Source organism: Streptomyces misionensis (genome assembly GCF_900104815.1).
GTDB classification, from domain to species: domain Bacteria; phylum Actinomycetota; class Actinomycetes; order Streptomycetales; family Streptomycetaceae; genus Streptomyces; species Streptomyces misionensis.
Genome location: NZ_FNTD01000004.1, coordinates 2151481 through 2176766 on the forward strand (window position 1 = coordinate 2151481; position 25286 = coordinate 2176766).

The 25286-nt window shown below is 72.4% G+C and carries 27 protein-coding genes; 11 read left to right on the forward strand and 16 right to left on the reverse strand.

Translation table 11 applies throughout. The features are described from left to right. The first annotated feature begins 248 nt into the window (after positions 1-248). Positions 249-1484, forward strand: coding sequence for an MFS transporter (locus BLW85_RS11365; protein WP_074991981.1), 1236 nt, complete (start codon positions 249-251; stop codon positions 1482-1484). Here the strand turns inward: BLW85_RS11365 and BLW85_RS11370 are convergent. Then, a complete protein-coding gene (locus BLW85_RS11370) occupies positions 1421-2584 on the reverse strand; it encodes a hypothetical protein (protein ID WP_074991982.1) in 1164 nt (387 codons plus the stop codon). The genes BLW85_RS11365 and BLW85_RS11370 overlap by 64 nt on opposite strands. Before the next feature lie 164 nt (positions 2585-2748). On the opposite strand from BLW85_RS11370, the gene BLW85_RS11375 reads away from it, so the two are divergent. The 7 genes from BLW85_RS11375 (at position 2749) to BLW85_RS11405 (ending at position 10039) form a co-directional block, all read left to right on the forward strand. Then, positions 2749-3558 (forward strand): NAD-dependent epimerase/dehydratase family protein, encoded by an 810-nt coding sequence (locus tag BLW85_RS11375; protein WP_074991983.1) that lies wholly within the window; start codon positions 2749-2751, stop codon positions 3556-3558. A 248-nt stretch (positions 3559-3806) separates the two neighbouring features. Then, complete coding sequence (locus BLW85_RS11380; protein WP_070025380.1) at positions 3807-4574, forward strand: DeoR/GlpR family DNA-binding transcription regulator; 768 nt, start codon at positions 3807-3809, stop codon at positions 4572-4574. An 80-nt stretch (positions 4575-4654) separates the two neighbouring features. Beyond that, a complete protein-coding gene (locus BLW85_RS11385; RefSeq protein ID WP_070025381.1) occupies positions 4655-6025 on the forward strand; it encodes an ABC transporter substrate-binding protein in 1371 nt (456 codons plus the stop codon). Further along, positions 6022-6960, forward strand: a complete 939-nt coding sequence (locus BLW85_RS11390; RefSeq protein ID WP_074991984.1) for a carbohydrate ABC transporter permease — start codon at positions 6022-6024, stop codon at positions 6958-6960. The genes BLW85_RS11385 and BLW85_RS11390 overlap by 4 nt, the downstream gene beginning before the upstream one ends. Then, complete coding sequence (locus BLW85_RS11395) at positions 6957-7781, forward strand: carbohydrate ABC transporter permease (RefSeq protein WP_070025383.1); 825 nt, start codon at positions 6957-6959, stop codon at positions 7779-7781. The genes BLW85_RS11390 and BLW85_RS11395 overlap by 4 nt, the downstream gene beginning before the upstream one ends. Beyond that, positions 7778-8773, forward strand: coding sequence for a zinc-dependent alcohol dehydrogenase family protein (locus BLW85_RS11400; protein ID WP_070025384.1), 996 nt, complete (start codon positions 7778-7780; stop codon positions 8771-8773). The genes BLW85_RS11395 and BLW85_RS11400 overlap by 4 nt, the downstream gene beginning before the upstream one ends. An 84-nt stretch (positions 8774-8857) precedes the next feature. Further along, positions 8858-10039: a TerD family protein gene (locus tag BLW85_RS11405; RefSeq protein WP_070025385.1), complete on the forward strand. Its 1182-nt coding sequence runs from the start codon at positions 8858-8860 to the stop codon at positions 10037-10039. A gap of 121 nt (positions 10040-10160) precedes the next feature. On the opposite strand, the gene BLW85_RS11410 is transcribed toward BLW85_RS11405, so the two are convergent. Next, the gene (locus tag BLW85_RS11410) at positions 10161-11615 is read right to left on the reverse strand and encodes an alkaline phosphatase PhoX (RefSeq protein ID WP_074991985.1); all 1455 of its coding nucleotides are present in this window, start codon (positions 11613-11615) and stop codon (positions 10161-10163) included. 173 nt (positions 11616-11788) lie between these two features. After that, positions 11789-13213 (reverse strand): hypothetical protein, encoded by a 1425-nt coding sequence (locus BLW85_RS39350; protein WP_074991986.1) that lies wholly within the window; start codon positions 13211-13213, stop codon positions 11789-11791. Positions 13214-13477: 264 nt separating this feature from the next. On the opposite strand from BLW85_RS39350, the gene BLW85_RS11420 reads away from it, so the two are divergent. Further along, positions 13478-15301 (forward strand): endonuclease/exonuclease/phosphatase family protein, encoded by a 1824-nt coding sequence (locus BLW85_RS11420; protein ID WP_070025388.1) that lies wholly within the window; start codon positions 13478-13480, stop codon positions 15299-15301. 52 nt (positions 15302-15353) lie between these two features. On the opposite strand, the gene BLW85_RS11425 is transcribed toward BLW85_RS11420, so the two are convergent. The 6 genes from BLW85_RS11425 to BLW85_RS39355 form a co-directional block, all read right to left on the reverse strand. After that, on the reverse strand, positions 15354-16091 hold the full coding sequence (locus BLW85_RS11425; protein WP_070025389.1) for an SRPBCC family protein: 738 nt from the start codon (positions 16089-16091) through the stop codon (positions 15354-15356). Then, the gene (locus tag BLW85_RS11430) at positions 16088-16708 is read right to left on the reverse strand and encodes an ArsR/SmtB family transcription factor (protein ID WP_070025390.1); all 621 of its coding nucleotides are present in this window, start codon (positions 16706-16708) and stop codon (positions 16088-16090) included. Before BLW85_RS11430 ends, BLW85_RS11425 begins: the two co-directional genes overlap by 4 nt. A 93-nt stretch (positions 16709-16801) precedes the next feature. Continuing rightward, positions 16802-17425 (reverse strand): DUF3618 domain-containing protein, encoded by a 624-nt coding sequence (locus tag BLW85_RS11435; protein ID WP_074991987.1) that lies wholly within the window; start codon positions 17423-17425, stop codon positions 16802-16804. Further along, positions 17422-17865 (reverse strand): phage holin family protein, encoded by a 444-nt coding sequence (locus BLW85_RS11440; protein ID WP_107409105.1) that lies wholly within the window; start codon positions 17863-17865, stop codon positions 17422-17424. The genes BLW85_RS11435 and BLW85_RS11440 overlap by 4 nt, the downstream gene beginning before the upstream one ends. Positions 17866-17918: 53 nt before the next feature. Next, positions 17919-18614: a hypothetical protein gene (locus tag BLW85_RS11445; protein WP_070025392.1), complete on the reverse strand. Its 696-nt coding sequence runs from the start codon at positions 18612-18614 to the stop codon at positions 17919-17921. Next, positions 18611-18754 carry a hypothetical protein gene (locus tag BLW85_RS39355; RefSeq protein ID WP_167381398.1) on the reverse strand — a complete coding sequence of 48 codons (144 nt, stop codon included), beginning with the start codon at positions 18752-18754 and terminating at the stop codon, positions 18611-18613. Before BLW85_RS39355 ends, BLW85_RS11445 begins: the two co-directional genes overlap by 4 nt. Before the next feature lie 169 nt (positions 18755-18923). On the opposite strand from BLW85_RS39355, the gene dapA reads away from it, so the two are divergent. Together dapA and BLW85_RS11455 are read left to right on the forward strand one after the other, a co-directional pair. Further along, on the forward strand, positions 18924-19823 hold the full coding sequence (gene dapA / locus BLW85_RS11450) for a 4-hydroxy-tetrahydrodipicolinate synthase (RefSeq protein WP_074991988.1): 900 nt from the start codon (positions 18924-18926) through the stop codon (positions 19821-19823). A 33-nt stretch (positions 19824-19856) separates the two neighbouring features. Continuing rightward, positions 19857-20363: an HAD domain-containing protein gene (locus tag BLW85_RS11455; protein ID WP_070025394.1), complete on the forward strand. Its 507-nt coding sequence runs from the start codon at positions 19857-19859 to the stop codon at positions 20361-20363. Positions 20364-20415: 52 nt separating this feature from the next. On the opposite strand, the gene dapD is transcribed toward BLW85_RS11455, so the two are convergent. The 7 genes from dapD to sufC form a co-directional block, all read right to left on the reverse strand. Beyond that, positions 20416-21402 carry a 2,3,4,5-tetrahydropyridine-2,6-dicarboxylate N-succinyltransferase gene (dapD, locus tag BLW85_RS11460; RefSeq protein WP_070025395.1) on the reverse strand — a complete coding sequence of 329 codons (987 nt, stop codon included), beginning with the start codon at positions 21400-21402 and terminating at the stop codon, positions 20416-20418. A 44-nt stretch (positions 21403-21446) separates the two neighbouring features. After that, positions 21447-22034 (reverse strand): TetR/AcrR family transcriptional regulator, encoded by a 588-nt coding sequence (locus BLW85_RS11465; protein WP_074991989.1) that lies wholly within the window; start codon positions 22032-22034, stop codon positions 21447-21449. Next, positions 22034-22357: a DMT family transporter gene (locus tag BLW85_RS11470; protein ID WP_070025397.1), complete on the reverse strand. Its 324-nt coding sequence runs from the start codon at positions 22355-22357 to the stop codon at positions 22034-22036. Before BLW85_RS11470 ends, BLW85_RS11465 begins: the two co-directional genes overlap by 1 nt. Before the next feature lie 94 nt (positions 22358-22451). Continuing rightward, positions 22452-22784: a metal-sulfur cluster assembly factor gene (locus BLW85_RS11475; RefSeq protein WP_037656710.1), complete on the reverse strand. Its 333-nt coding sequence runs from the start codon at positions 22782-22784 to the stop codon at positions 22452-22454. Then, positions 22781-23248, reverse strand: a complete 468-nt coding sequence (sufU, locus tag BLW85_RS11480) for a Fe-S cluster assembly sulfur transfer protein SufU (protein ID WP_070025398.1) — start codon at positions 23246-23248, stop codon at positions 22781-22783. The genes BLW85_RS11475 and sufU overlap by 4 nt, the downstream gene beginning before the upstream one ends. A gap of 18 nt (positions 23249-23266) precedes the next feature. After that, on the reverse strand, positions 23267-24523 hold the full coding sequence (locus BLW85_RS11485) for a cysteine desulfurase (RefSeq protein ID WP_070025399.1): 1257 nt from the start codon (positions 24521-24523) through the stop codon (positions 23267-23269). Then, positions 24520-25284, reverse strand: coding sequence for a Fe-S cluster assembly ATPase SufC (sufC, locus tag BLW85_RS11490; RefSeq protein WP_070025400.1), 765 nt, complete (start codon positions 25282-25284; stop codon positions 24520-24522). The genes BLW85_RS11485 and sufC overlap by 4 nt, the downstream gene beginning before the upstream one ends. Between the last annotated feature and the right edge of the window lie 2 nt (positions 25285-25286).

A 25286-nucleotide genomic window follows, 5' to 3' on the forward strand; every position in this document is an offset into this window, starting at 1 on the left:
CTACGCGCATAACAAGCGGTTCGGCGAGGCCTGTTACCCGATCGATACGGACGTCTTTTTCCGGCCATGCCGGCCCGCCACCACAAAACTCCCGCGCGGCGGTGGGACGTTCGGGATATTCCGGGATGTGAGGGACGGGGTAAGTGGTCGTACCCGGGCGGCGACCGGCCGGCCGCCCCGGAACCCGTCGGTGAATAGGGCATCTCCCCGATCCGTCCGGCCCCTCCTCAGATCCACGATGGCTTGGCATGACGACCTCTTCGACCGTGCTCCGCGTGCTGCGCGACGGCGACGCGGGCCGGTACCTGACGGGCCTGGTGGTGAACGCGTTCGGCACCTCCGCGCTGTGGCTGGCCTCCGGCATCTGGGTGAAGGAGCTCACCGGGTCCAACGGCCTGGCGGGCCTGTGCATGCTCGCGCTGTGGGCACCCACGCTGGCCGGCCCGGCCCTCGGCACCCTCGCCGACCGCGTGCGCCGCAAGCCCCTGATCATCACCGTGAACCTGATGGTGGCGGCCCTGCTCCTCACCCTCTTCACCGTCGACTCCCCCGCCCGGCTGTGGCTGCTCTTCACGGTGCTGGTCCTGTACGGCACCGCCGGCGTGGTCACCGACGCGGCGGAGGCGGCCCTGGTCACCGACGTCGTCCCCGCCGGTCTGCTCGGCGACTTCAACGGGCTGCGGATGACCATCACGGAGGGTATGAAGCTCGTCGCCCCGCTCACCGGGGCGGGCCTGTACGCGGCCTTCGGCGGTCCGGCCGTCGCCTGTCTGGACGCGGGCACCTTCGTCGTCACCGCGGTGCTGTGCGCCCTGCTGCGCGTGCGGGAGAGCGGGCCGGTGCCCGCGGACGGCGGCGCCCGGCGCGGCCGCACCGCCGAGGGCGTGCGCCATCTGTGGGGCCATGCCGGACTGCGCCCCCTGGTCCTGGCGGGCGGTACGACGATGCTGATCAGCTCCCTGTGCGCCCCGACGCTGTACGCCGTGGTCGACCGCCTCGGCCACTCCCCCGCCTACACCGGCGTGCTCTACGCCGTCCAGGGCGCGGGCTCGGTCGCGGTCGGACTGCTCACCGGCCCCGCGCTGCGCAGGCTCGGCGGCCGGGGGTTCGCGGCGGCGGGCATCGCGCTGACCGGGCTCGCCGCGCTAGCGCGGGCCGTGCCGTGGGACGCGGCGGCCCTCGCGGCCTCCCTGGCGGCCGGTCTGGGCCTGCCGTGCGTGCTGATCGCCGCGCTCACCGCCGTCCAGCGGGAGACCCCCGGCCCGCTGCTCGGCCGGGTCACGGCCACCGCGAACACCCTGCTGTTCACGCCGAACGTCCTGGGCCTCGCGGCCGGCGCCGCACTGGTCGAACTGGCCGGTCCCGAGCTGCTGTTGCCCTGTTACGGCATCGCGCTGCTCCTCACCGCCGTCCCGCTCGTTCAGCGCGCCGCCAGCGCCTCGCGCACCGCGGCGAGATCCCCGTCCGACGCCAACCCGGCGTGATACAGCCGCAGTTCGGTCGCGCCGGCCGCGCGGGCCCGGGCCGCGTCCGCCGCGAGGGTGGCGGGGCTGCCGCCCATCCCGGTGACCACGGTGAAGTTGGCGGCGAGCACCGTCCGTTCGCGGGCGTGCGCGGCGAAGGGCGCCAGCAGATCCGTACCACCGGCGCAGGGGACGACGACGCCGTCGGCCACGGAGAGGACGTGCGCGGGATCGGCCCCCGCGTTGGCGCCGCAGCGGTGGGTGTGGGGGTCGGCGTGCAGCAGCACCTGGAAGCCCTCGGGGGCGGCGGCGCGCACGGCGGTCACGGCCTCCTCCTGGAGGGTGCGGGCGGTCCGCTCCCGCCAGGCCAGCGTGGCGGCGGCCGTCCGCGCGCCGAGCAGTTCCGCGAGGGTCGGCAGGCCCCGGTCGGCCACCGCGCCCCGCCACAGCGGCTCGAGGGCGGCCCGGACGGCCCGCGCCAGCTCCCCGGGGTCCAGCCCCTGCTCGCCGTAGCCCGTGCGGCAGTGCGGGCAGAAGCACAGGGACATCAGGTACTCCCCGGCCTCCCCCAGGGCGACGCCGGAGATCTTGTCGTGGGCGTGCAGGTGCCGCAGCCCGTACCAGCCGAGGGACTCCAGCTCGGTGCCCCGCGCGCCCGGGCGTACCGCGGCCTCGACGGCCAGGTCGGTGAGGTAGGCGCGGGTGGCGGGCCCGGCGATGCAGGGCGCCCAGGGGTAGGGGTCGCCGTAGGCGTTGACGACCGAGGTGTCCGGGTGCTCGGCGCCCAGCCGGGAGTTGTGCGCGAGCACCACCCAGCTGTGCACCGCGAGACCGGCGGCGGCCAGCGCCCGCGCCGCCTCGCCGTACGCGTCGCCGGGGGCCCAGCGGCCCGCGGGGTACGGGCGCAGGGCGCGGCCGGCCCAGCGCGCGCCCGGCGGGTAGAGGACGGCCGCGTGCTCGGCGGTGACGATTCGGTGCCGGGGGTGGCGCGGGGTCAGGGCGCGGGTGGAGTGGTAGGCGGCGGCGAGGGTCACCTGTTCGACGCCGAGGGCGGCGATCCGGGCCGGTGCGTCGGGGTCCCCGTTGACGTCCCAGGGGTAGACGAACGCCGAGGCCTTCACGCGTGCTCCCATCCGATCGGTGCCGGAGCCGGACCGGCGTGGGTACATTCTTCTGACCGATGTCCATATTCGTGAACGGCCTCACGCTAAAGGGCCCGGGGAGAGCCGGTCAAGGAAGGCGAACCAGGGCCCCGCGCGCGGCCGTTGACCCAAGGAGGCCGAGGATGCCCGCTGCCCGTACCGTTCTGCTCACCGGCGCCGCCGGCCGGATCGGCACCCTGATGCGGCCCCTGCTCCCGGAGTACGGACACACCCTGCGGCTGTTCGACGTCCGGCCCGTCGAGGGCGCGCCGGACGCCGTCACCGCCGACCTCGCGGACCCGGTGGCGCTGCGCGAGGCGGTGCGGGGCGTGGACGCGGTGCTCCATCTCGCCGGCATCTCCCTGGAGGCGTCGTTCGAGAAGATCCTGAAGGCCAACATCGAGGGCACCTACCGCCTGTACGAGGCCGCGCGGGAGGCGGGCGTGCGCCGGATCGTGTTCGCCTCCTCCAACCACGCCGTCGGCTTCGCCCCGGTGCCGCGCCCCGGCGAGGCGCCGGTCCCCGTCGGCACCCCGCACCGCCCGGACACCTTCTACGGCCTGTCCAAGTGCTTCGGCGAGGACCTGGCCCAGTACTACTGGGACAAGCACGGACTGGAGACCGTCTCGGTGCGCATCGGCTCCTGCTTCCCGGAGCCGACCAGCGTGCGCGCCCTGTCCACCTGGCTGAGCCCGGCCGACTGCGCCCGGCTCTTCCACGCGGCCCTGACCGCCGAACGCGTCGGCCACACGGTGGGCTACGGCTCCTCCGCCAACACCCGTCTGTGGTGGGACCTGAGCAGCGCCCGGGCCCTCGGCTACACACCGCGGGACGACTCCGAGCCGTACGCCGCGCGGCTCCTCGCCGAGCAGGGCGAACCGGACCTCACGGACCCGGCCCAGAACCGCCTGGGCGGGCCCTTCGTCACCGACCCGCCGGTCTGGCCGTACTGAGCCCCGGAGGGGTCCCGTGCCCGGGCGGGCAGCGAACGGGCCGGTCGGCGAGCGGATTCGGGCACCGGGGACGCCCGTTTCCACACGGGCCCTCGCGCCCGCGCAGGTCCGCGGCGGGCACACCGCTCGGCAAACGGGCCCAACCGGGCAGCATCGGGCGGGCAACAAGCCTGGTCAGGGCGGCGGACCGGGAGTACAACTTCCCCCATGGGCCCGAACGGGCAGCTTTCGGGGAGGTGGGTGACCGGATGACCAGGACGGCGGAGGAACGCCGGCACGAGATCGTGCGGGCGGCGCGCGCCACCGGCTCGGTCGACGTCACCGCGCTCGCCGCCGAGCTGGGCGTGGCCAAGGAGACCATCCGGCGCGATCTGCGCTCCCTGGAGGACCACGGGCTGGTCCGCCGCACCCATGGCGGGGCCTACCCGGTGGAGAGCGCCGGCTTCGAGACCACGCTGGCCTTCCGGTCCACCAGCCAGGTGCCCGAGAAGCGCCGGATCGCCGCCGCGGCGGCCGAGTTGCTCGGCGACGCCGAGACGGTCTTCGTCGACGAGGGCTTCACCCCCCAGCTCATCGCCGAGGCGCTGCCCGCGGACCGGCCGCTGACCGTGGTCACCGCGTCCCTGCCGGTCGCGGGCGCGCTCGCCGGGGCGGACCACATCCAGGTGCTGCTGCTCGGCGGCCGGGTGCGGTCCGGGACGCTGGCCACCGTCGACCACTGGACGACGAGGATGCTGTCCGGATTCGTCCTCGACCTCGCCTACATCGGTGCCAACGGCATCTCCCGCGAACACGGCCTGACCACGCCCGATCCGGCGGTCGGCGAGGTCAAGGCGCAGGCGATGCGGGCGGCGCGGCGCACCGTGTTCGCGGGTGTGCACACCAAGTTCGGCGCGGTGAGCTTCTGCCGGTTCGCGGAGGTCGGCTCGCTGGAGGCGATCGTGACGAGCACCCTGCTCCCGGCGGCCGAGGCCCACCGTTACGCCCTGCTGGGCCCGCAGGTCATCCGGGTCTGAAGGTCCAACCCCCACCCCCACAGGGGTATCCCCTGTTCGCGGGATGCCCCTTACGTCCCCATACATCCCAGGAGTGATCCATGCGCACCCCGAGCCGACGGAGGCCGCGAGCCACGCTCGTCCTGGCCGCCGCAGGGACGCTGCTCACCCCCCTGCTGTCCGGCTGCTGGGTCGGGGCGGGCGGGGCCGGATCCGGCGGCGACTCGATCAACGTGCTGATGGTCAACAATCCGCAGATGGTGGAGTTGCAGAAGCTGACCGCGACGCACTTCACCAAGGAGACCGGCATCAAGGTGAACTTCACCGTGCTGCCGGAGAACGACGTCCGCGACAAGATCAGCCAGGACTTCGCCAACCAGGCCGGCCAGTACGACGTCGCCACCCTGTCCAACTACGAGATCCCGATCTACGCCCGCAACGGCTGGCTGCGCCCGATGAACGCGTACGTCGCCAAGGACCCGTCGTACGACGAGCAGGACGTGCTCGCCCCGATGCGCCAGTCCCTCACCGGCGACGACGGCAAGCTCTACGGCCAGCCCTTCTACGGCGAGTCGTCCTTCCTGATGTACCGCAAGGACGTGTTCGCGGCGAAGGGCCTGACCATGCCCGCCCACCCCACCTGGCAGCAGGTGGCCGACCTCGCCGCCGAGGTGGACGGCGCCCGGCCCGGCATGCGCGGCATCTGCCTGCGCGGACTGCCCGGCTGGGGCGAGCTGATGGCGCCGCTGACCACGGTGGTGAACACCTTCGGCGGCACCTGGTTCGACACGAAGTGGAAGGCGCACCTGGACTCCCCCGAGTTCGAGAAGGCGACGAAGTTCTATGTCGACCTGGTGCGCAAGCACGGCGAGTCGGGTGCCGCGCAGTCCGGGTTCGCCGAGTGCCTGAACGACCTGACCCAGGGCAAGGTCGCCATGTGGTACGACGCCACCTCCGCGGCCGGCTCCCTGGAGGCCAAGGGCTCCCCGGTCAAGGGCAAGCTCGGCTACGCGCCCGCCCCGGTCGAGAGGACCAGGTCCTCCGGCTGGCTCTACACCTGGGCCTGGGGCATCCAGCAGTCCTCCCGCAACCCCGACAAGGCCTGGAAGTTCGTCTCCTGGGCGTCCGGCAAGGAGTACGAGCGGCTGGTCGGCGAGACCAGCGGCTGGCCGAACGTGCCCGCGGGCAAACGGGCGTCCACGTACGAGAACGCCGACTACCGCAGGTCGGCGGCGGCCTTCCAGGAGATGACCCGGCAGGCCATCGAGAGCAGCCGGCCCAACGACCCCGGGGTGCAGCCGCGGCCCGCGCCCGGCATCCAGTTCGTCGACATCCCCGAGTTCACCGATCTCGGCACCAAGGTCTCCCAGGAGATCAGCGCGGCCGTCGCCGGACGCCAGTCCGTCGGCACGGCCCTGAAGAAGTCCCAGCAGCTGGCCGAGAAGATCTCCAAGGAGTACGAGGGACGATGACCGCCACCACCACGGCCCCGCTCGCGGCCGCTCCCCCGAGAACGCTGAAACGGCCCCCCGCCCGGCTGCGCGCCTGGGCCACCCGGGCCCCGCTGCTGCCCGCCCTCGTCTTCATGATCGTGGTCACCCAGCTGCCGTTCGTGGCCACGCTGGTGATCTCCTTCTTCGACTGGAACGCCCTCTACCCCAAGGCCCGCCGCTTCACCGGCCTCGACAACTACCGCCAGGTGCTCACCGACACGGACCTGCGCCACTCGGTGTGGACGACGGTGCTGCTGACGGTGGCGGTGGTGCTGGCCAGCCTGGTGCTGGGGCTGCTCCTCGCCCTGCTGCTCGACCGGCGCTTCCGCGGCCGGGGCGTCGTGCGCACCCTGCTGATCGCGCCCTTCCTGGTGGTACCGGTGGCCGCGGCGCTGCTGTGGAAGCACGTGCTCTACAACCCCGAGTACGGCCTGCTCAACGGCCTGTTGCACTATGTCGGCGGCCCCCAGCCGGACTGGATCTCCCGCACCCCGCTGCTCGCGGTGGAGGCCTCCCTGGTCTGGCAGTGGACGCCGTTCATGATGCTGATCCTGCTGGCCGGGCTGCAGAGCCGGGACCAGCAGCAGATCGAGGCGGCCCGGGTCGACGGCGCGAGCGACTGGCAGATCTTCCGCCACCTCACGCTGCCCCATCTGCGCCGCTACCTCGAACTCGGCGCCCTGCTCGGCTCGATCTACATCGTGCAGAACTTCGACGCGGTGTTCACCATCACGTCCGGCGGCCTCGGCACGGCGAACCTGCCGTACACCGTCTACCAGAGCTTCTACCAGGCCCACGAGAACGGCCTCGCCTCGGCCGCGGGCGTCCTGGTCGTCATCGGCTCGATCATCATCGCGACCTTCGCCCTGCGCGTGGTGTCGTCCCTGTTCCGCGAGGAGGTGGGCCGCTCATGACCGCGGTACGCCGTCACGGTCTCGGTCTCGTCGCCTGGCTGGCCGGCATCGTCTTCTTCCTGCCCATCGCCTGGATGGCGCTGACGTCCTTCCACTCGGAACAGGACGCGGCGACCAACCCGCCGTCCTTCGCCGCCTCCCTCACCCTGGACGGCTACCGCGAGTTCTTCGGCACCGGCGGCGGCGCGAGCCCCTGGCCGGCGCTGGCCAACTCCGCGGTGGCCTCGGTCGCCTCGACGCTGTGCGTGCTGCTGCTGGCCCTTCCGGCGGCCTACGCGCTGTCGATCCGCCCGGTGCGCAAGTGGACGGACGTGCTGTTCTTCTTCCTGTCCACCAAGATGCTGCCCGCCGTGGCGGGCCTGCTGCCGATCTACCTCTTCGCGAAGAACGCCGGGATGCTCGACAACATCTGGCTGCTGGTCGTCCTCTACACCGCGATGAACCTGCCGATCGCGGTGTGGATGATGCAGTCCTTCCTCGCCGAGGTGCCGGTCGCGGTCATCGAGGCGGCCCGGGTGGACGGGGCCAGGCTGCCCACGATCCTGGCCCGGGTGGTCGCCCCCATCGCCCTGCCCGGCATGGCGGCGACGGCGCTGATCTGCTTCATCTTCAGCTGGAACGAGCTGCTGTTCGCCCGGGTGCTCACCGGTGTGGTCGCCGAGACCGCGCCCGTCTTCCTGACCGGCTTCATCACCAGCCAGGGGCTGTTCCTGGCCAAGGTGTGCGCCGCGTCGCTCGTCATCTCCCTGCCGGTGCTCGCCGCGGGGTTCGCCGCCCAGGACAAGCTGGTCCAGGGCCTGTCGTTGGGAGCCGTCAAATGAAGGCCGCCGTCATCGAGTCCGTGGGCCGTGCCGTCGTCACCGAGGTCCCCGACCCGACGCCGGGACCCCGCGAGGTCGTCGTGGAGGTCGCCGCGTGCGGGCTGTGCGGCACCGATCTGCACATCCTCCAGGGCGAGTTCGCGCCCAAGCTGCCGATCGTGCCGGGCCACGAGTTCGCCGGCACGGTGGTCGCGACCGGCACCCAGGTCACCGAGGTCGCGGCCGGCGACCGGGTGGCGGTGGACCCGTCCCTGTACTGCCACGAGTGCCGCTACTGCCGCACCGGCCACAACAACCTGTGCGAGCGCTGGGCCGCGATCGGGGTGACGACGGCGGGCGGCGCCGCGCAGTACGCCGTCGCGCCCGTCGCCAACTGCGTCAAGCTCCCGGAACACGTCCGCACCGAGGACGCGGCCCTGGTGGAGCCGCTGTCCTGCGCGGTGCGCGGCTACGACGTCCTCCGGTCCCGGCTCGGCGCGCACGTCCTGATCTACGGCTCCGGCACCATGGGCCTGATGATGCTGGAGCTGGCCAAGCGCACCGGCGCGGCGAGCGTGGACATGGTGGACGTCAACCCGGCCCGGCTGGAGACCGCCCGGCTGCTCGGCGTCTCGGCCGCGGCGGGCGGCGCGGACGAACTGGACCGGCCGCAGGGCTGGGACGTGGTGGTGGACGCGACGGGCAACGCGGCGGCCATCCAGGACGGCCTGGGACGCGTGGCGAAGGCGGGCACGTTCCTCCAGTTCGGGGTGGCGGACTACGCGACCCGGGTGACGATCGACCCGTACCGCATCTACAACCAGGAGATCACCATCACCGGCTCCATGGCGGTGCTGCACAGCTACGAACGGGCGGCGGAGCTGTTCGCGAACGGCGTCCTCGACCCGGAGGTCTTCATCAGCGACCGCCTCCCGCTGGACCGCTACCCGCAGGCGCTGGAGCAGTTCGCGGCGGGCGTGGGGCGCAAGATCGTCGTCATGCCCCAGCGGTGACGCGCCCGAGGCCGCCGGCACGGTCGATGCGCGTGGTAAGGGAACGGTAAACCGGATTCGTTCGTTACCCCCCACATGACAGCTATGACCCCCGGCTCGAACATCCCGCTGGCCGCCGCGCGCGTCACGGTGGACGTGGCCGCCCCCGTGCGGCTGGACGTCTCCGGCCTGCTGCTCACGGGCGACGGCAAGGTGCGCTCGGACGACGACTTCATCTTCTACAACCAGCCGTCCGGACCGGGCGTGACCTACCGGTCCGGCGGCGGTGCCGCCCCCGACGCGATCACGGTGGACACCACCGCCGTGCCGCCGGAGATCGAGAAGATCGTGGTCACCGCCAGCCCCGACGCGGCCGGCCAGACCTTCCAGGGCATCGAGCCGACGGCCACCATCCGTGACGCGGACGGCGGCGCGCCGCTGGCCACCTTCACGCCGCCGCAGCTGGGCGCCGAGACCGCGCTGGTCGTCGTGGAGATCTACCGCCGGGGCGGCCAGTGGAAGGCCCGCGCGGTCGGCCAGGGGTACGCCGACGGCCTGGCGGGCATCGCCACCGACTTCGGTGTGACGGTGGAGGAACCGGCGACGGCGGCCCCGCCGCGGCCGGTGGCGCCCCCGCAGCCGGTGGCGCCACCGGTTCCGGCCGCTCCCCCGGCGCCGGCCGCCCCGCCCGCCCCCGCGCCCGGCACCGGGAAGATCAACCTGGACAAGGGGCGGGTGAGTCTCCAGAAGAACCAGACGGTGTCCCTGGTCAAGGGCGGTCGCCCGCTGCTGTCCCAGGTGCGGATGGGGCTCGGCTGGGAGCCGGCGTTCGGGGGCGGCGACATCGACCTGGACGCCTCGGTCATCGCGTACGGCCCCGAGCGCAACCACGTCGACAGCTGCTACTTCGGCAAGCTGACGATCCTCAAGGGCGCGGTCAAGCACTCCGGCGACAACCTCACGGGCGAGGGCGCGGGCGACGACGAGGTGATCGTCGTCGACCTCGGCCGCATCCCGCAGGAGGTCACCGGTCTCGTCTTCACCGTCAACTCGTTCTCCGGCCAGAAGTTCACGGACGTCGCCAAGGCGTACTGCCGCCTGGTGGACGCCGCCACGGAGGAGGAACTCGTCCGCTTCGACCTCACCCACGCCGAACCCGAGACGGGCGTCATGATGGCCAAGCTGATCCGCCAGTTCTCCGGCGAGTGGGAGATGACGGCGATGGGCGACTTCGTGAAGGCGCGGACGGTCCGGAACATGGTGGAACCCGCGGCGAAGGCCCTCTGACGAGGGGTTCGCCGGGGCGGCGCGGGGAGCCGGCCGGGGCGGCTCCCCGCACCGCCGCAGGTCTCACGACTGCCAGGGCCGGCGCGCGTCCCGCCCCGCCTGCGGCAGCGCGACCAAGCGGCTACTTGGGCTGGCGCTTCCAGGGCCCGGTGATGGCGACCATGATGCCCGGGGTCTGGATGTTGGCGTACAGGGTCCGCCCGTCGGGCGAGAAGGTGACGCCGGTGAACTCGCTGTACTCCGGCTCCTGTTCGGTGCCGATGTTCAGCTCGTTGCGGGCGATCGGGTACGTGCGGCCGCTGTCGGTGGCGCCGAACAGGTGCTGGACGCCCTCGCCGTCCTCGGCGATCACGAGACCGCCGTACGGCGAGACGGTGATGTTGTCCGGGCCGTCGAACGCGCCGTCCCGGGCCGGGTCCGGGTTCACGCCGATCAGCACCTTGAGGGTGAGGGTCCGGCGCCGGGGGTCGTAGAACCAGACCTGCCCGTCGTGCTGGACCGGGCTCTCCGCGCGGGCGTAGGAGGAGACGACGTAGACGCCGCCGTCGCCCCACCACATGCCCTCCAGCTTGCGGGCGCGGGTGACCTGGCCGTCGCCGAACTGCTTGCGCGTGGACACCTTGCGGGCGTCGCGGTCGGGCACGTCGACCCAGTCGACGCCGTACACCGTGCCGGTCCTTGTGGCGCGGGAGAGGTCGTCCACGAACCGGCCGCCGGAGTCGAAGCACTTGAACGCCTGGAGGGCGCCCGCGTCGTCGGCGAGGGTGCGCAGCCGGCCGTGGCCGTGCCGGAAACCGGCCGGCGGGGTCCAGCGGTAGAGCAGTCCGTTGGGGCCGGAGGCGTCCTCGGTGAGGTAGAGGTGGCCGCGCTTGGGGTCGACCACGACCGCCTCGTGGGCGTACCGGCCCAGCGCCTTGACCGGCTTGGGGTCGCGGTTGGCCCGGCGGTCGGCGGGGTCCACCTCGAAGACGTAGCCGTGGTCCTTGGTCATGCCGTTCTGGCCGGCCTTGTCCTCGGTCTCCTCGCAGGTCAGCCAGGTGCCCCACGGGGTGTTGCCGCCCGCGCAGTTGGTGGAGGTGCCGGCGATGCCGACCCACTCGGCGACATGGCCCCGGCGGACCTCGACGACGGTGCAGCCACCGGCCGCGGCCGGGTCGTACACCAGGCCCTCGGTGAGCGGCACCGGGTAGGTCCACTTGGCGCGCGGGCCCGCCAGTTCGTGGTTGTTGACCAGCAGGGTGGTGCCCCGGGGGCCCTCGAAGGTGGAGGTGCCGTCGTGGTTGGACGGGGTGAACTCCCCGGACTCCAGGCGGGTCCTGCCGCTGTAGGTGACGATCTCGTACGAGAAGCCCGCGGGCAGGGCGAGGATGCCCTCGGGGTCGGACAGCAGCGGGCCGTAGCCGGCGCCGGGGTGCCCGTGTTCCGGGGCGTCGCCGCGGCCCGCGCGTGCGGTGTCGGTCTCCGTGGACGCGAGGGCGTTCGGCGCGGTGGCCAGGGCGCCGACGCTGCCCGCCAGGGCGATCCCGGCCCCGGTGAGCGCGGATGTTCTGGCGAAGTCCCTGCGGGTGAGCGACATGGTGTCTCCTGTGACGGATGGGTGGGCCGTGGAGGGCGGCGGACCTCGTTCGGCGCACACGCTCCCGCCGGTGTCCGAACGGGAGTTGAACAGGAGACCGCATCGAGGTCCCTTGTTCAAGAATCCGTATACCCGACCCCATGGCCGCCCCAAGCCCGGCCCACCCCGGGTGCTCAGCCCGCTTGCTGCGACCTCGCCTTGAACGCGGCCTTGCGGGCCTCCTTCGCCACCTTCTTGTCCGGGTGCAGCCGGCCCATCGCCTCCAGCACGTCGGCGGTCGCCGGGTGCTCCACCCGCCACGCCGCCGCGAAGAACCCGCTGTGCTGCTCGGCCAGTCCCTCCACCAGGGCCTGGAGTTCCTCGGAGTTGCCCTCGGCGGCGAGCTGCGCGGCGACGGTGTCGATGGTCAGCCAGAAGACCAGTTCCTGGGACGGCGCCGGCACCTCGTCGGCACCCCGCTCGCTGAGCCAGACCCGGGCCAGGCCGCCCAGCTCGGGGTCGTCCAGCACCTCCCGCAGCGCGGGCTCGGCCTCCGCGCCGACCAGGGACAGCGCCTGCTGGCAGCGCAGCCGCCGCAGCGGCGCCCCGGCGTCCGCGCCGCGCGCCGCGGCCAGCAACTCCCGTGCGGCGGCGAGCGGTTCCTGACGGGCCAGCCACTGCTCGGTCTCGGCGCGGGCGGCGGCCGGGCCGAAGCCTGCGGTGCCGTCCAGCAGCGCGTCCGCGCCCTTGTCGGCGAGGTCGCCGACGGCCGGCGCGTCGAAGCCGGCCTCCAGCAGCCGGGCGCGCAGCCCGTACGCGCCGAGCGGGGTGAGGCGGACCATGCCGTACCGGGAGACGTCGGTCTCGTCCAGCGGGGCTCCGGGCTCCTCGTCGGCGTCGGCCATCAGCGCCTCGTCCACCGGCTCGTACTCGACCAGGCCGACCGGCTCCAGCGTCCGGAACTGGTCGTCCAGGCGCATCATCGCGTCGGAGATCTGCTCCAGCACGTCGTCGGTGGGTTCGCCCATGTCGTCGGGCACGATCACCGACGCGGCGAGGGCGGGCAGCGGCACGGGCCCGTCCCCGGCGCCGTCCTCACTCACGGTCAGCAGATAGAGGTTGCCGAGGACGGCGTCGAGGATCTCCGCCTCCGCCTCGGGGTCCCAGTCGAGTGACGAGAAATCGATCTCGCCACCCTCGTCCAACGCGTCGACCAGATCGTCCAGGTCGGGCACGCTCGCGTCGGCGAGCACGGTCTCCAGGGCGGCCAGCCACACGGTGAGCACCTCGTGCGGGGAGCCGGTGAGCAGCCCCAGCGCCTCGCCCGCGCGGACCGTCCCGGCCTCCTCGTCGGCGATCTCGACCAGGCCGGAGTCCAGCGCGACCCGCCATGCCTCGGCGGCGTAGGCGGCCGCGTCGTCGCCGGTGAGGCCCAGCTCTTCGGCGGCGGCCGGAAGCTGTTCCTCGATCAGGCTGCCGCCCGCGTCCACCCGGGTGCCGGGGCCGGCCCAGCGGGCGAGGCGGGCGGCCCGGGAGAGCAAGGGCGTGGACAGCGCGGCGCGCGCCAGCTCCGCTTCGGAGTGCAGCCGTACGGGCGGCAGGGGGGAGCTGTCTGACATCGGCTGGATCTCCTCGGAGCGTGAACGGGCTCAGCCCCTCAGCCTAGACGGATTTCCACCCATGCCGCCCGGTTCATCTCCCGGCCGCCTCCCGTACATGGCCGAAACCTTGACAACTCCCCGGCCCAGGCTGGAGATTGACGCGCGTAGAAATCGGGGGAACGGCCGTTCACCCGGCTCTACGCGCGTCACGGAGGGCAACGGCCCCCACACGCTCCCATTCCGCCTCGTCCCGGCACCCAGTCACGCCCCCGGAGGGATCCCTTGCCGAGCAGGTCCACCGCGCGCCTCGCCGCGCTCACCGTCGCCGCCGTCTGCTCCGCCGCGTCGGCCGTCGTCCTCACCTCCCCCGCGCACGCCGACTCGGTGCGCATCCACGACATCCAGGGCACCACCCGGCTGTCGCCGTACGCCGGGCAGAAGGTGACGGACGTGCCCGGCATCGTCACGGCCACGCGCACCTACGGCTCCTCCAAGGGCTTCTGGCTCCAGGACCCGACGCCGGACGACAACCCGGCGACCAGCGAGGGCATATTCGTCTTCACCAGCTCCACGCCCAAGGTCGCCGTCGGCGACGCGGTGACGGTGTCCGGCACGGTCTCCGAGTACGTCCCGGGCGGTGCCGCCACCGGCAACCAGTCGCTGACGGAGATCAGCAAGCCGACGGTCACCACGGTCTCCACCGGCAACGCCGTCCCCGCGCCGGTCGTCATCGACGCGAACGCGGTGCCGGACCAGTACACCCCGCAGGGGGACAGCGCCGACGGCGGTTCGATCAACAACCTGCCGCTGCGGCCCGACACGTACGCCCTGGACTACTACGAGTCCCTGGAGGGCATGAACGTCCAGGTCAAGGACGTCCGGGTGGTCACCGCCACCGACCCCTACGCCGAGCTGTGGGTCACGGTGAAGCCGGACGAGCACCGCGCCGCCCGCGGCGGCACGGTCTACGGCTCCTACGACTCCCAGAACACGGGCCGGCTCCAGATCCAGTCGCTGGGCGCCACCGCCGACTTCCCGACGGCCGACGTCGGCGACACCCTCACCGGCACCACCACCGGTCCGCTGGACTTCAACCAGTACGGCGGCTACACCCTGGTCGCCGGGCGGCTCGGCACGCTGAAGAGCGGCGGGCTGCAGCGCGAGACCACCGAGAAGCAGTCCGACAAGCAGCTCGCGGTGGCGACGTACAACGTCGAGAACCTCGACCCGTCGGACAAGACCTTCGACCAGCACGCCGCGGCCATCGTGCACAACCTCCAGTCGCCCGACATCGTGTCCCTGGAGGAGATCCAGGACGACAACGGCGCGACGGACGACGGCACGGTCGACGCGAGCGTCACCGTGAACAAGCTGATCGACGCGATCGTCGCGGCGGGCGGCCCCCGCTACGACTGGCGCGCCATCGACCCGGTCAACGACCAGGACGGCGGCGAGCCGGGCGGCAACATCCGCCAGGTGTTCCTGTTCAACCCCGAGCGGGTGTCCTTCGTGGACCGCGCGGGCGGCGACTCCACCACCGCGGTCGGCGTGACCAAGGTGCACGGCAAGGCCGAACTGACCGCCTCGCCCGGCCGGATCGACCCGGCCGACGCGGCCTGGCAGAACAGCCGCAAGCCGCTGGTCGGCCAGTTCGTCTTCCGCGGCAAGACCGTCTTCGTGATCGCCAACCACCTGGTCTCCAAGGGCGGCGACCAGCCGCTGACCGGCCAGTACCAGCCGGTCACGCGCAGCTCGGAGAACCAGCGCCACGCGCAGGCGGTCGAGGTCAACGCGTTCGTGAAGGACATCCTGAAGGTCCAGAAGAACGCGAACGTCCTCGCGGTCGGCGACATGAACGACTTCGAGTTCTCCGGCACCGCGAAGATCCTCGAGGGCGACGGCGAGCTGTGGTCGGCGATCAAGTCGCTGCCGGCGAGCGAGCGTTACACCTACGACTACCAGGGCAACGCGCAGGTGCTGGACCAGATCCTGATCAGCCCGGCGGTCCGTCGCGACGACTTCGCGTACGACAGCGTGCACATCAACTCGGAGTTCCACGACCAGATCAGCGACCACGACCCGCAGGTGCTGCGCTTCCGCCCCTGATCCGAGGGGGCGGGGACCGGTCCTTGAGGGGGGCAGGACCGGTCCGGCGGGTTCAGGACCGGCCGAACGCTCCGTTCAGCCAGTCCTGCCAGGCGGCCTCGTTCGCCTCGGCGTCGGCGTCCGGCGCGAAGTCGTGCACGCTGATGCCGAGCGGCGCGCCCCAGCGGCCGCGGCCGAAGAGGCGGACGAGGGCGCTGCCGGTGCGCAGCCCGATGAAGCAGGCGTCGCGGTAGTCCAGTACGGCGTCCAGGGTCCGCCCGCCGGGTCCCCGGACGCTCACCTCGTCGCCCGCCACCGCGTCGTCGGGCAGCCCGAGCGCGCGGCCCGCGGCGGCGAGCGCGTCCGGCGTGGCGGTGGCCGCGGGCCCGGTCACCTGGGCGAAGGCGACGGGGCGCGGCGCGAAGTGCGTCAGGTACTCGCGCAGGGTGTGCAGATAGAAGTCGGTGTGCCGGTTCGCGCCGTCGTACTGGTTGTCCCAGTCGTCGGTGAAGATGCCGCTGTGGACGTAGCGCACCCAGGCGCGGCGGCCCCCGTCGCGGGGTTCGATGGTGTGGTCGAGCTGGTTGAGCGACTGCGTGGGCATGCCCACGTCCTCGCTGCGGCTCGCGTAGCGGTGCGGCGGGTCCCAGGCGACGACGGTCGAGCCGAACGGCCCCCGGCCGCCCTCGCGCGGCTCGGGCGCCTCCATCGGCCACAGGTAGCCGGCGGTGCCGGTGGTGACCGCCGCCCACACCCGCTCGGGCGGGACGTCGACCTCGAACTCGCGGGCGATCTCGAATTCCTTGCTCATGACAGGGCTCCTGCTCGGCCTTCCGGGGCGGGGTGGTCCTTGACCGTGGGGTGGAGGGCGACGACGATCCGGTGGTCCCGGCCGCCCTCGGCGTCCGGGGCGTCGTACTTGCGCACCAGGGCGCTCACGCCCGCCGTCAGTTCCTGCACGAAGGCGGCGCGGTCGGCGGCGGAGGCGAAGCGCACTTCGCCGTCCAGCGCGTAGGTCGCGAGCTGCCTGCGGGCCTTGGCGGCGCCGGTGAGCAGCGCGCCGACGTCGCGCACCAGGCGGGCGCCGAGCGCCAGCAGCCAGCGCGCGGACAGCTGGTCCCGGAAGCGGTCCGGGTCCGGCTGCACGGCGGGCAGGGCGGCCGGCGAGATGACGTACGACGCGGCGCTCGCGCGCATCAGCCGCTCGGTGACGTTGCCCTTGCGGCGCTCCCCGGCCAGCTCGACCAGTCCGTGCCGCTCCAGCGCCCTGAGGTGGTAGTTCACCTTCTGCCGGGGCAGTCCGACCTTGGCGGCCAGCATGGCCGCGGACGCCGGTCCGGCGGTCAGTTCGGCGAGCAGCCGGGCCCGGACGGGGTCCAGCGACACGGCCGCGGCCTCGGGGTCCTCGATCACGGTCACATCCAGCATGCGCTCACCCTCCCACCGAAAACTTTTTTTGTCCAGACGGACTGAGTTTTCGGTGAGAGGGTGTCGCGATGTCCGGGAGGGCCCCCGGGGGTCTCAGCAGGAGCGGCGCGCGCGGCCCCGGCGCAGTACCCCGGCGATCAGGGCGATCGCGCCGGCGGCGCCCACGATCAGCACCGGCATGGGCAGCTCCCGCAGGCCCTCGGAGGCCTTGCGCGCGGGTGCGGCGACCCGGGCACCGGCCCGGGCGGCCTTGTCCTGGGCACGGGTGCCCGCCTGGGCGGCCTTGTCCTGGACCCGGTGCCCGGCGTCCAGCGCCCTGTCCTGAACATGGCGTCCGGCCTCGACGGCCCGGTCGCTCAGGGGCCGTCCGTCCGCCCCCGGACCGCCGTGTCCGGTGACCCGGGACTGGAGGGCGTGCCCGGTCCCCTGCACGGCGTGCCCGGCCTGCGCGGCACGGCCCCGCACCGCCTGCGCCGCGCTCGCGGCCCGGTCCTGGGCGCCGTGCCCGGCGTGGGCGGCGGTGGAGCGCAGCTGCACGGTCATGGCGCCCGCCTTGTCCCGCAGGTCGGCGGCCCGCGCCCGCGCCCGGCCCTTCACATCGACCCGGTCCACCAACTGGGAGACGGTGTCGCCCAGTTGGCTTCGGGTCTGCTCGATCTGCCGCCGCAGCTCGTCGGGGCCCTTGGCGCCCGGACGGTGGGGGGTCCTGTCGGTCATCGATGCGCCCTTTCCTTGATCACGTCGACATCGGCCTTGACGCTGCCGATCGTCCTCTCGGGCATCGGTGAGCCCGCGCGGCGCAGCTGGGCCCGCCCGGTGACGGCCAGCGCGGCGGCCACGAGGAAGAGCGCGACCGCGACGACCAGCGCCGCCGCCCACAGGGGCAGCACCAGCCGCAGGGCGGCGGTGGCCGCGCCGGCCAGCACGATCAGTCCCACGTAGGCGAGGGCACCCGCGGCGCCCAGCAGTCCGCCGCCGCGTCCGGCGCGCTTGCCCTTCTCGGTCAGCTCCGCCTTGGCGAGGGCGACCTCCTGCCGGAGCAGCCGGGACAGCTGTTCGGTGGCCCGGTTGACGAGTTCACCCGTGGAGGGGTGGTGTCCGTCGAGTCGTCGGGGTCGGGTGTCGATTGCGGGTCGCGTGTGCGAGGTCACGGTCACGGTGTCCCGCCTCCTCTCTGTACGGAACATTCGGGTACCCGTGCCGGGGAACGTCAGCCCTTGCCCTCGCCCCCGGTCCCGCGCTCGCCGAGGCGCGCGAGCTGGGACTGGAACCAGTCGAGCCGGGCCTGCAACAGCGCCGCCTCCGCGACCAGTTCGGGCACGCTCGGCTCGGTGCCCGGGTCCGGCCCGACAGCGGCCTCGGCACGGACGCCGCCGTCCGCCCGCACCCGCAGCCCCTGCCCGGCCAGCCGGGCGAACCGCGCGAGGGTGACGGACGTACGGCCGCGCGCACAGCCCGCGCAGCAGGGGGCCAGCGCGCGCCAGCCGGGTCTGCCCCAGCCGGCGTCGGCCAGCACGGCCGCGGTGGCACCGCAGGCGCAAGGCCCCGCGGTGGCGGTGCGCACCCGCTGGCGGGCGTAACGGAAACCGCGCTCGAAACGGATGTAGGCGCCGAGCACGGTGACGTCGAGCAGCAGCGCCGCGCGGTGCTCGGCGGTGCAGCGCAGGGCCTCGGCGGCGGCGCGGTCGTGGACGCAGTGGAAGCCGCAGTCGCACAGGCGCGCGGGTGGGCGGTGCCTGCGCCCGTAGACGCAGGACGCCTCGTCGAGAACCCCGTACGGAAGCGCGCCGCCGAGCGACACGCCGGTGAACCCCGCCCGGGTGCCGTCCTGGGACAGCACCGGGTGGGCGATCTTGTAGCCGGTCGGCGGCTCCGTGGGGCGTTCCGCCGGGAGCCGCAGCCTCATCGGGCGGCCGGGACCTCTTCGCGGGCCGGCTCGGCCGGTGCAGCGGTGCGCTCCGCCTCGACGGGCTGCCGGGTCTCTTCCTCCTGCACCAGCGGCCGCTCCTCGGCGACTCCGGTGGCCAGTGCCTTGCCGAGCTTCATGGTGCCTCCCATGGCTGACGTCGGTGACGACCCTTTGGCCATAGTGACCCATGACGGGCCGACTTGGACACACGACCTTGCGCCACAACGGAAAACGGTAAGCGAACTTACAGATATCGTGAAGAAGAATTAAGTAGAGCTTCACCGATGTCCCGTCGACACTACTCCCATGACGAGCACACACCGGCGGTCTCCCTTCGGCCGCACCCTCTGCGCGATGATCACCCCGTTCACCGAGGAGGGCGCGCTGGACCGGGCCGGAGCCGGGGAACTGGCCGCCCACCTGGTGGCCCGGGGCTGTGACGGTCTGGTCCTCAACGGCACCACGGGCGAGTCCCCGACCACGACGGACACCGAGAAGGCGGAGCTGATCGCGGCCGTGCGGGAGGCGGTCGGCGCACGGGTCCCGCTGATCGCGGGCATCGGCACCGCCGACACCCGGCACACCGTGGAACTGGCCCGCGCCGCCGAGAAGGCGGGCGCCGACGCCGTCCTGGTGGTGGCGCCGTACTACAGCAGGCCGCCCCAGGAGGCGGTGGCCGCCCACTTCCGCGCCGTCGCCGACGCGAGCGAACTCCCGGTGCTGCTCTACGACATCCCCGGCCGCACCGGCACCCGCATCGAGCCGGAGACGATCCTCCGCCTGTGCGAACACCCCCGGATCGTCGGCGTCAAGGACTGCTCCTCCGACCTCCTCGGCACCCAGAAGGTGCTGGCCCGCACGGACCTGGCCTACTACGCGGGCTGCGACGAACAGAACCTCGCCCTCTACGCCGTCGGCGCGGCGGGCTGCGTCAGCACCGTCGCCAACGCGGCCCCCCGGCACATCGCCGCGGTCCTCGACGCCTTCGACGCGGGCGACACCGCCCTGGCGACCCGTCTCCAGCTGCGGGCCACCCCGTTGATCGAGGCCATGATGGCCGCGGGCCTGCCCGGCACGGTCACCGCCAAGGCCCTCCTCGCCCGCCTCGGCCTCCCCGCGGGCCCGGTCCGCGCCCCGCTGCTGCCGGCCTCCCCCGAAACGACCTCCGAACTCCTCGCCCACCACGAGGAGTTGACGCGGGCCTGACCCCGCGCCGCCCATCTGCCGTACGGTGTCCGGGTGGCCCGCCCCCTGCTGTTCCTGGACGTCGACGGCCCCCTGAACCCGTACGCGGCCCGGCCGGAGCGCCGGCCCGAGGGCTACACGACGATCCGGGTCCCCCTGGACGCCCGTCGCCCGCTGCGGGTCTGGCTGAATCCGGCCCATGGCCCCGCGCTGCTCGCCCTCGGTTACGAGCTGTGCTGGGCGACGACCTGGATGGCCGAGGCCAACCGCTGGATCGCCCCGGTGCTCGGTCTGCCCGAGCTGCCCTACGTCGACTTCGGCACGGGTCTGTTCGCCCACCGCCCCGACGGGGTGCACTGGAAGACGGAGGCGATCGTGGCGTACGCCGGCGGCCGACCGTTCGCCTGGGTGGACGACGAACTGGGCCCCGCGGACCCCGCGTTCGTCACCGGCCACCACCCCGGCCCGGCCCTGCTGCACCCCGTGGACCCGCGCATCGGCCTGCGCGAGGGCGACTTCGGGGCCCTGGCGCGGTTCGCGGCCGGACTGCCCCACGCATGACAGCGCGCCCCTCACCGCACGGGCGAGGGGCGCTCGGGGCGTGCGGGACGCGTCAGTTGTGGCTGTGCAGGATGTCGTTCAGGCCGCCCCAGACCGCGTTGTTCGGGCGGGCCTCGACCGTGCCGGTGACCGAGTTGCGGCGGAAGAGGATGTTGGAGGCGCCGTTGAGCTCGCGGGCCTTGACGATCTGGCCGTCGGGCATGGTGATCCGGGTGCCCGCGGTGACGTAGAGACCGGCCTCGACCACGCACTCGTCGCCCAGCGCGATGCCCACGCCCGCCTCGGCGCCGATCAGGCAGCGCTCGCCGATCGAGATGATGACGTTGCCGCCGCCGGAGAGGGTGCCCATGGTGGAGGCGCCGCCGCCGATGTCCGAACCGTCGCCGATGACGACACCGGCGGAGATCCGGCCCTCGACCATCGACGTGCCGAGCGTGCCGGCGTTGAAGTTGACGAAGCCCTCGTGCATCACGGTGGTGCCCTCGGCCAGGTGCGCGCCCAGGCGGACCCGGTCGGCGTCGGCGATGCGCACGCCCTTGGGGGCGACGTAGTCCGTCATGCGCGGGAACTTGTCGATCGAGGTGACCTGGAGGTGCAGGCCCTCGGCGCGCGCGTTCAGCCGCACCTTCTCGACGTCGTCCACGGCGACCGGACCGAGCGAGGTCCAGGCGACGTTGGCCAGGTGGCCGAAGATGCCGTCCAGGCTCAGGCCGTGCGGCTTGACCAGGCGGTGCGAGAGCAGGTGCAGCCGCAGGTAGACGTCGTGCGCGTCCAGCGGCTTCTCGTCCAGCGAGGCGATGACCGTGCGGACCGCGACCACCTCGACGCCCCGGCGGGCGTCCGGGCCGGTCGCCGCGGTCGCGCCGCCGCCCAGCAGCTCCGCCGCGCGCTCGGCGGACAGCCGCTCGGTGCCGGCCGGGCCCGGCTCCTCGACCAGTTCGGGCGCGGGGTACCAGGTGTCGAGAACGGTGCCGTCGGAGGCGATGGTGGCAAGACCGGCGGCGACGGCGCCGGTGGTACGGGAAGCAGTGTCGGTCATGGGGAAAACCTAACGTGGGGCGGGGTGCGGGAGCGAACCGTGTCTCATGTGCCGGGCGCGTCCTTCCCCGCGCCGTCCGCCCGGCGGCCGGGGCCCCGGCCGATCACCCGGCCCAGCGCCTCGCGCGCGTACTCCTCGTCGTAGGAACCCCCGGTCAGCAGCACCTGGAGGCAGATGCCGTCCATCAGGGCGACCAGGGTGCGGGCCGTCACGGGGTCGACACGGGCGGACAGGCGGGCGACCGTCTCCTCGGTCCACCGGGCGGCGACGGGGCGCAGGGCCGGGCGGCGCAGGGCGGCGAGGTACAGCTCGTACTCCAGCTCCGCGCCCGGGCGGTCGCCGCCCAGCCACTGCCCGAGGACGCGGGCGAGCCCGGCCGCGAGGTCGGTGCCGGGGGCGGCCGCGACGCCGCTGTCGTCCAGCACCCCGGCGAAGCCCTCGTTGGCCTGGCACAGGGCCGCCACCAGCAGCTCGTCCAGGGTGGCGAAGTGGTACGTGGTGGAGCCGAGCGGGACGTCGGCCTCCGCGGCGACCGTGCGGTGGCTCAGCCCGGCCAGGCCGTCCCGGGCGGCCACGCGGATCGCCGCGTCGATGATCCGCTGCCGCCGGCCGGGGTCGTGGCGCCGGGCCATCAGTGGCTCGCCCCGCCGAGGTTCAGCACCACCACTCCGCCGATGATCAGCACGATCCCGGCGATCTTGGCCATGCCCAGCCCCTCTCCGAACAGCAGCAGCCCGAGCACGGCGATGGCCGCGGTGCCCACCCCGGACCAGATCGCGTACGCCGTGCCGATCTGCACGGACTTCAGGGTCTGCGCGAGCAGCACGAAGGAGACCAGATACCCCAGCGCCGTCACCAGCGAGGGCCCCGGCCTGCTGAAACCGTGGCTGTACTTCATCGCCGTCGTCGCGCACACCTCGGCGGCTATGGCACCGGCGAGCGTCAGATATCCCATGTGTACGAGCGTACACATCACATGTACGGGCGTACACATCGCGGGTACGGAAAAGGGGCCACGGCTTGCCGTGGCCCCTTTCACCGAAGCGCTGTCAGACGTTGAAGCCCAGGGCGCGCAGCTGCTCGCGGCCCTCGTCGGTGATCTTGTCCGGGCCCCACGGCGGCATCCAGACCCAGTTGATCCGGAGTTCGTTGACGATGCCGTCCGTGGCGGACTTGGCCTGGTCCTCGATGACGTCGGTCAGCGGGCAGGCCGCCGAGGTCAGGGTCATGTCCACGGTCGCCACGTTGGAGTCGTCCACGTGGATGCCGTAGATCAGGCCGAGGTTGACGACGTCGATGCCCAGCTCGGGGTCGACCACGTCCATCAGGGCCTCGCGGAGTTCCTCCTCGGAGGCGGGCTTCATCTCGACGGTGTCGCTCATGCGGTCTTCCTTTCGGCGTCGGCGCCACCCAGCGCCTGGGCCGTCGCGTCCTTCCACGCCATCCAGCTCAGGAGGGCGCACTTGACCCGCGCGGGGTACTTGGAGACACCGGCGAACGCCACGGCGTCCTCCAGCACCTCCTCCATCGCGTCGTCCGGCTCGATCCGGCCCTTGGACTGCATCAGCTCCAGGAAGGTCTCCTGGATCTTCTGCGCCTCGGGCAGGTCCTTGCCGACGAGGAGTTCGTTCAGCACGGACGCAGAGGCCTGGCTGATGGAGCAGCCCTGGCCCTCGTACGAGACATCCGCGATCTTGGTGCCGTCGTACTTCACACGGAGGGTGATCTCGTCGCCGCACGTCGGGTTCACATGGTGCACCTCGGCGTCGCCATCCCGAAGACCACGCCCATGGGGGTTCTTGTAGTGGTCCAGGATGACTTCCTGGTACATCGAATCCAGCTTCACGGTCTCAGCACACGCCTCTCAGCCGAAGAAGTTCCGTACGTGCTCCAGGCCGTCGACCAGAGCATCGATCTCGGCCGGCGTGGAGTACAGATAGAACGACGCTCGCGTGGTCGCGGGAATTCCGTAGCGCAGGCAGACGGGACGGGCGCAGTGGTGGCCGACGCGGACCGCGATGCCCTGCTCGTCCAGGACCTGGCCCACGTCGTGCGGGTGGATGTCGCCCAGTGTGAAGGAGATCGCGGCGCCCCGGTCCTCGGCCGTGGTCGGGCCGATGATCCTCAGGTCCGGGACCTGGGCCAGACGCTCCACCGCGTACTGGGTCAGCGCGTGCTCATGGGCGAGGATCTTCTCCATGCCGATGGCCTGGAGGTAGTCGATCGCCGCGCCCAGGCCGACCGCCTGCGCGATCGGGGGCGTGCCCGCCTCGAACTTGTGCGGTGCCGGGGCGTACGTCGAGGAGTGCATCGAGACGGTCTCGATCATCTCGCCGCCGCCCAGGAACGGGGGCAGGTCCTCCAGCAGCTCCTGGCGGCCCCACAGCACGCCGATGCCGGTCGGGCCGCACATCTTGTGGCCGGTGAAGGCCACGAAGTCGGCCTGGAGGGCCTGCACGTCCAGCGGCATGTGCGGCGCGGCCTGGGAGGCGTCGACGCACACCAGCGCGCCGACCTCCTGGGCGCGGCGCACTATCGCCTCGACCGGGTTGACGGTGCCCAGGATGTTGGAGACCAGCACGAAGGAGACGATCTTCGTCTTCTCGGTGATGATCTCGTCGATGTTGGACAGGTCGAGCCGGCCGTCCTCGGTGAGGCCGAACCACTTCAGCTTCGCGCCCGTGCGCTGCGCCAGCAGCTGCCACGGCACGATGTTGGAGTGGTGCTCCATCTCCGTGATGACGATCTCGGTCTCGTGGTCGACCCGGTAGGGCTCGTCGGCCCAGCCCAGCATGTTGGCCACGAGGTTGAGCGACTCGGAGGCGTTCTTGGTGAAGATCACCTCGTCGCGGCTCGGCGCGTTGATGAACTCGGCCACCTTGTCGCGCGCGCCCTCGTAGAGTGCCGTGGCCTCCTCGGCGAGGACGTGCACGCCGCGGTGGACGTTGGCGTTGTAACGCTCGTAGTACTCGTTGAGGGCGTCCAGCACCTGGCGCGGCTTCTGGCTCGTCGCCGCGTTGTCCAGGTACACGAGCTTCCGGCCGTCGTGGACGACGCGGTCCAGAACGGGGAAGTCCTTGCGGATCGCCTCGGTGTCGAGGAGGCCCGACAGCTGTGTCACGCGGATGCGCCACCCTTCACGTATGCCTCGTAGCCCTCGTTCTCCAGCTTGTCCGCGAGCTCGGGGCCACCGGACTCGACGATGCGGCCGGCCGCGAAGACGTGGACGTAGTCGGGCTTGATGTAGCGCAGGATGCGCGTGTAGTGCGTGATCAGCAGGGTGCCGACCTCACCCGTCTCGCGGACGCGGTTGACGCCCTCGGAGACGATGCGCAGGGCGTCGACGTCGAGGCCGGAGTCGGTCTCGTCCAGGATCGCCATCTTGGGCTTGAGCAGTTCGAGCTGGAGGATCTCGTGGCGCTTCTTCTCACCGCCGGAGAAGCCCTCGTTGACGTTGCGCTCGGCGAAGGCGGGGTCCATGTGGAGACGCTCCATGGCCTCCTTGACCTCCTTCACCCAGGTGCGCAGCTTGGGGGCCTCGCCGCGGACGGCGGTGGCGGAGGTGCGCAGGAAGTTGGAGACCGAGACGCCGGGGACCTCGACCGGGTACTGCATCGCCAGGAACAGGCCGGCGCGGGCGCGCTCGTCGACGGACATCGCCAGGACGTCCTCGCCGTCGAGCAGCACGGTGCCCTCGGTGATCGTGTACTTCGGGTGACCCGCGAGCGAGTAGGCGAGGGTGGACTTGCCGGAGCCGTTGGGGCCCATGATGGCGTGCGTCTCGCCCTGCTTCACGGTGAGGTCGACGCCCTTGAGGATCTCCTTCGTGGCGTTGTCGGCCTCGACGGTGACGTGCAGGTCTCGGATTTCAAGCGTTGCCATGG

Coding starts and splice junctions, on each gene's coding strand:
- BLW85_RS11435 (WP_074991987.1), bottom strand. CDS start 17,425: ATGACCGACAGGACCCCCCACCGTCCGGGCGCCAAGGGCCCCGACGAG.
- BLW85_RS11375 (WP_074991983.1), top strand. CDS start 2,749: ATGCCCGCTGCCCGTACCGTTCTGCTCACCGGCGCCGCCGGCCGGATC.
- BLW85_RS11470 (WP_070025397.1), bottom strand. CDS start 22,357: ATGGGATATCTGACGCTCGCCGGTGCCATAGCCGCCGAGGTGTGCGCG.
- BLW85_RS39355 (WP_167381398.1), bottom strand. CDS start 18,754: ATGAAGCTCGGCAAGGCACTGGCCACCGGAGTCGCCGAGGAGCGGCCG.
- dapA (WP_074991988.1), top strand. CDS start 18,924: ATGACGAGCACACACCGGCGGTCTCCCTTCGGCCGCACCCTCTGCGCG.
- BLW85_RS11380 (WP_070025380.1), top strand. CDS start 3,807: ATGACCAGGACGGCGGAGGAACGCCGGCACGAGATCGTGCGGGCGGCG.
- BLW85_RS11390 (WP_074991984.1), top strand. CDS start 6,022: ATGACCGCCACCACCACGGCCCCGCTCGCGGCCGCTCCCCCGAGAACG.
- BLW85_RS11405 (WP_070025385.1), top strand. CDS start 8,858: ATGACCCCCGGCTCGAACATCCCGCTGGCCGCCGCGCGCGTCACGGTG.
- BLW85_RS11365 (WP_074991981.1), top strand. CDS start 249: ATGACGACCTCTTCGACCGTGCTCCGCGTGCTGCGCGACGGCGACGCG.
- sufC (WP_070025400.1), bottom strand. CDS start 25,284: ATGGCAACGCTTGAAATCCGAGACCTGCACGTCACCGTCGAGGCCGAC.
- BLW85_RS11465 (WP_074991989.1), bottom strand. CDS start 22,034: ATGGCCCGGCGCCACGACCCCGGCCGGCGGCAGCGGATCATCGACGCG.
- BLW85_RS11400 (WP_070025384.1), top strand. CDS start 7,778: ATGAAGGCCGCCGTCATCGAGTCCGTGGGCCGTGCCGTCGTCACCGAG.
- BLW85_RS11385 (WP_070025381.1), top strand. CDS start 4,655: ATGCGCACCCCGAGCCGACGGAGGCCGCGAGCCACGCTCGTCCTGGCC.
- BLW85_RS11410 (WP_074991985.1), bottom strand. CDS start 11,615: ATGTCGCTCACCCGCAGGGACTTCGCCAGAACATCCGCGCTCACCGGG.
- BLW85_RS11430 (WP_070025390.1), bottom strand. CDS start 16,708: ATGCTGGATGTGACCGTGATCGAGGACCCCGAGGCCGCGGCCGTGTCG.
- dapD (WP_070025395.1), bottom strand. CDS start 21,402: ATGACCGACACTGCTTCCCGTACCACCGGCGCCGTCGCCGCCGGTCTT.
- BLW85_RS11475 (WP_037656710.1), bottom strand. CDS start 22,784: ATGAGCGACACCGTCGAGATGAAGCCCGCCTCCGAGGAGGAACTCCGC.
- BLW85_RS11445 (WP_070025392.1), bottom strand. CDS start 18,614: ATGAGGCTGCGGCTCCCGGCGGAACGCCCCACGGAGCCGCCGACCGGC.
- BLW85_RS11395 (WP_070025383.1), top strand. CDS start 6,957: ATGACCGCGGTACGCCGTCACGGTCTCGGTCTCGTCGCCTGGCTGGCC.
- BLW85_RS39350 (WP_074991986.1), bottom strand. CDS start 13,213: ATGTCAGACAGCTCCCCCCTGCCGCCCGTACGGCTGCACTCCGAAGCG.
- BLW85_RS11425 (WP_070025389.1), bottom strand. CDS start 16,091: ATGAGCAAGGAATTCGAGATCGCCCGCGAGTTCGAGGTCGACGTCCCG.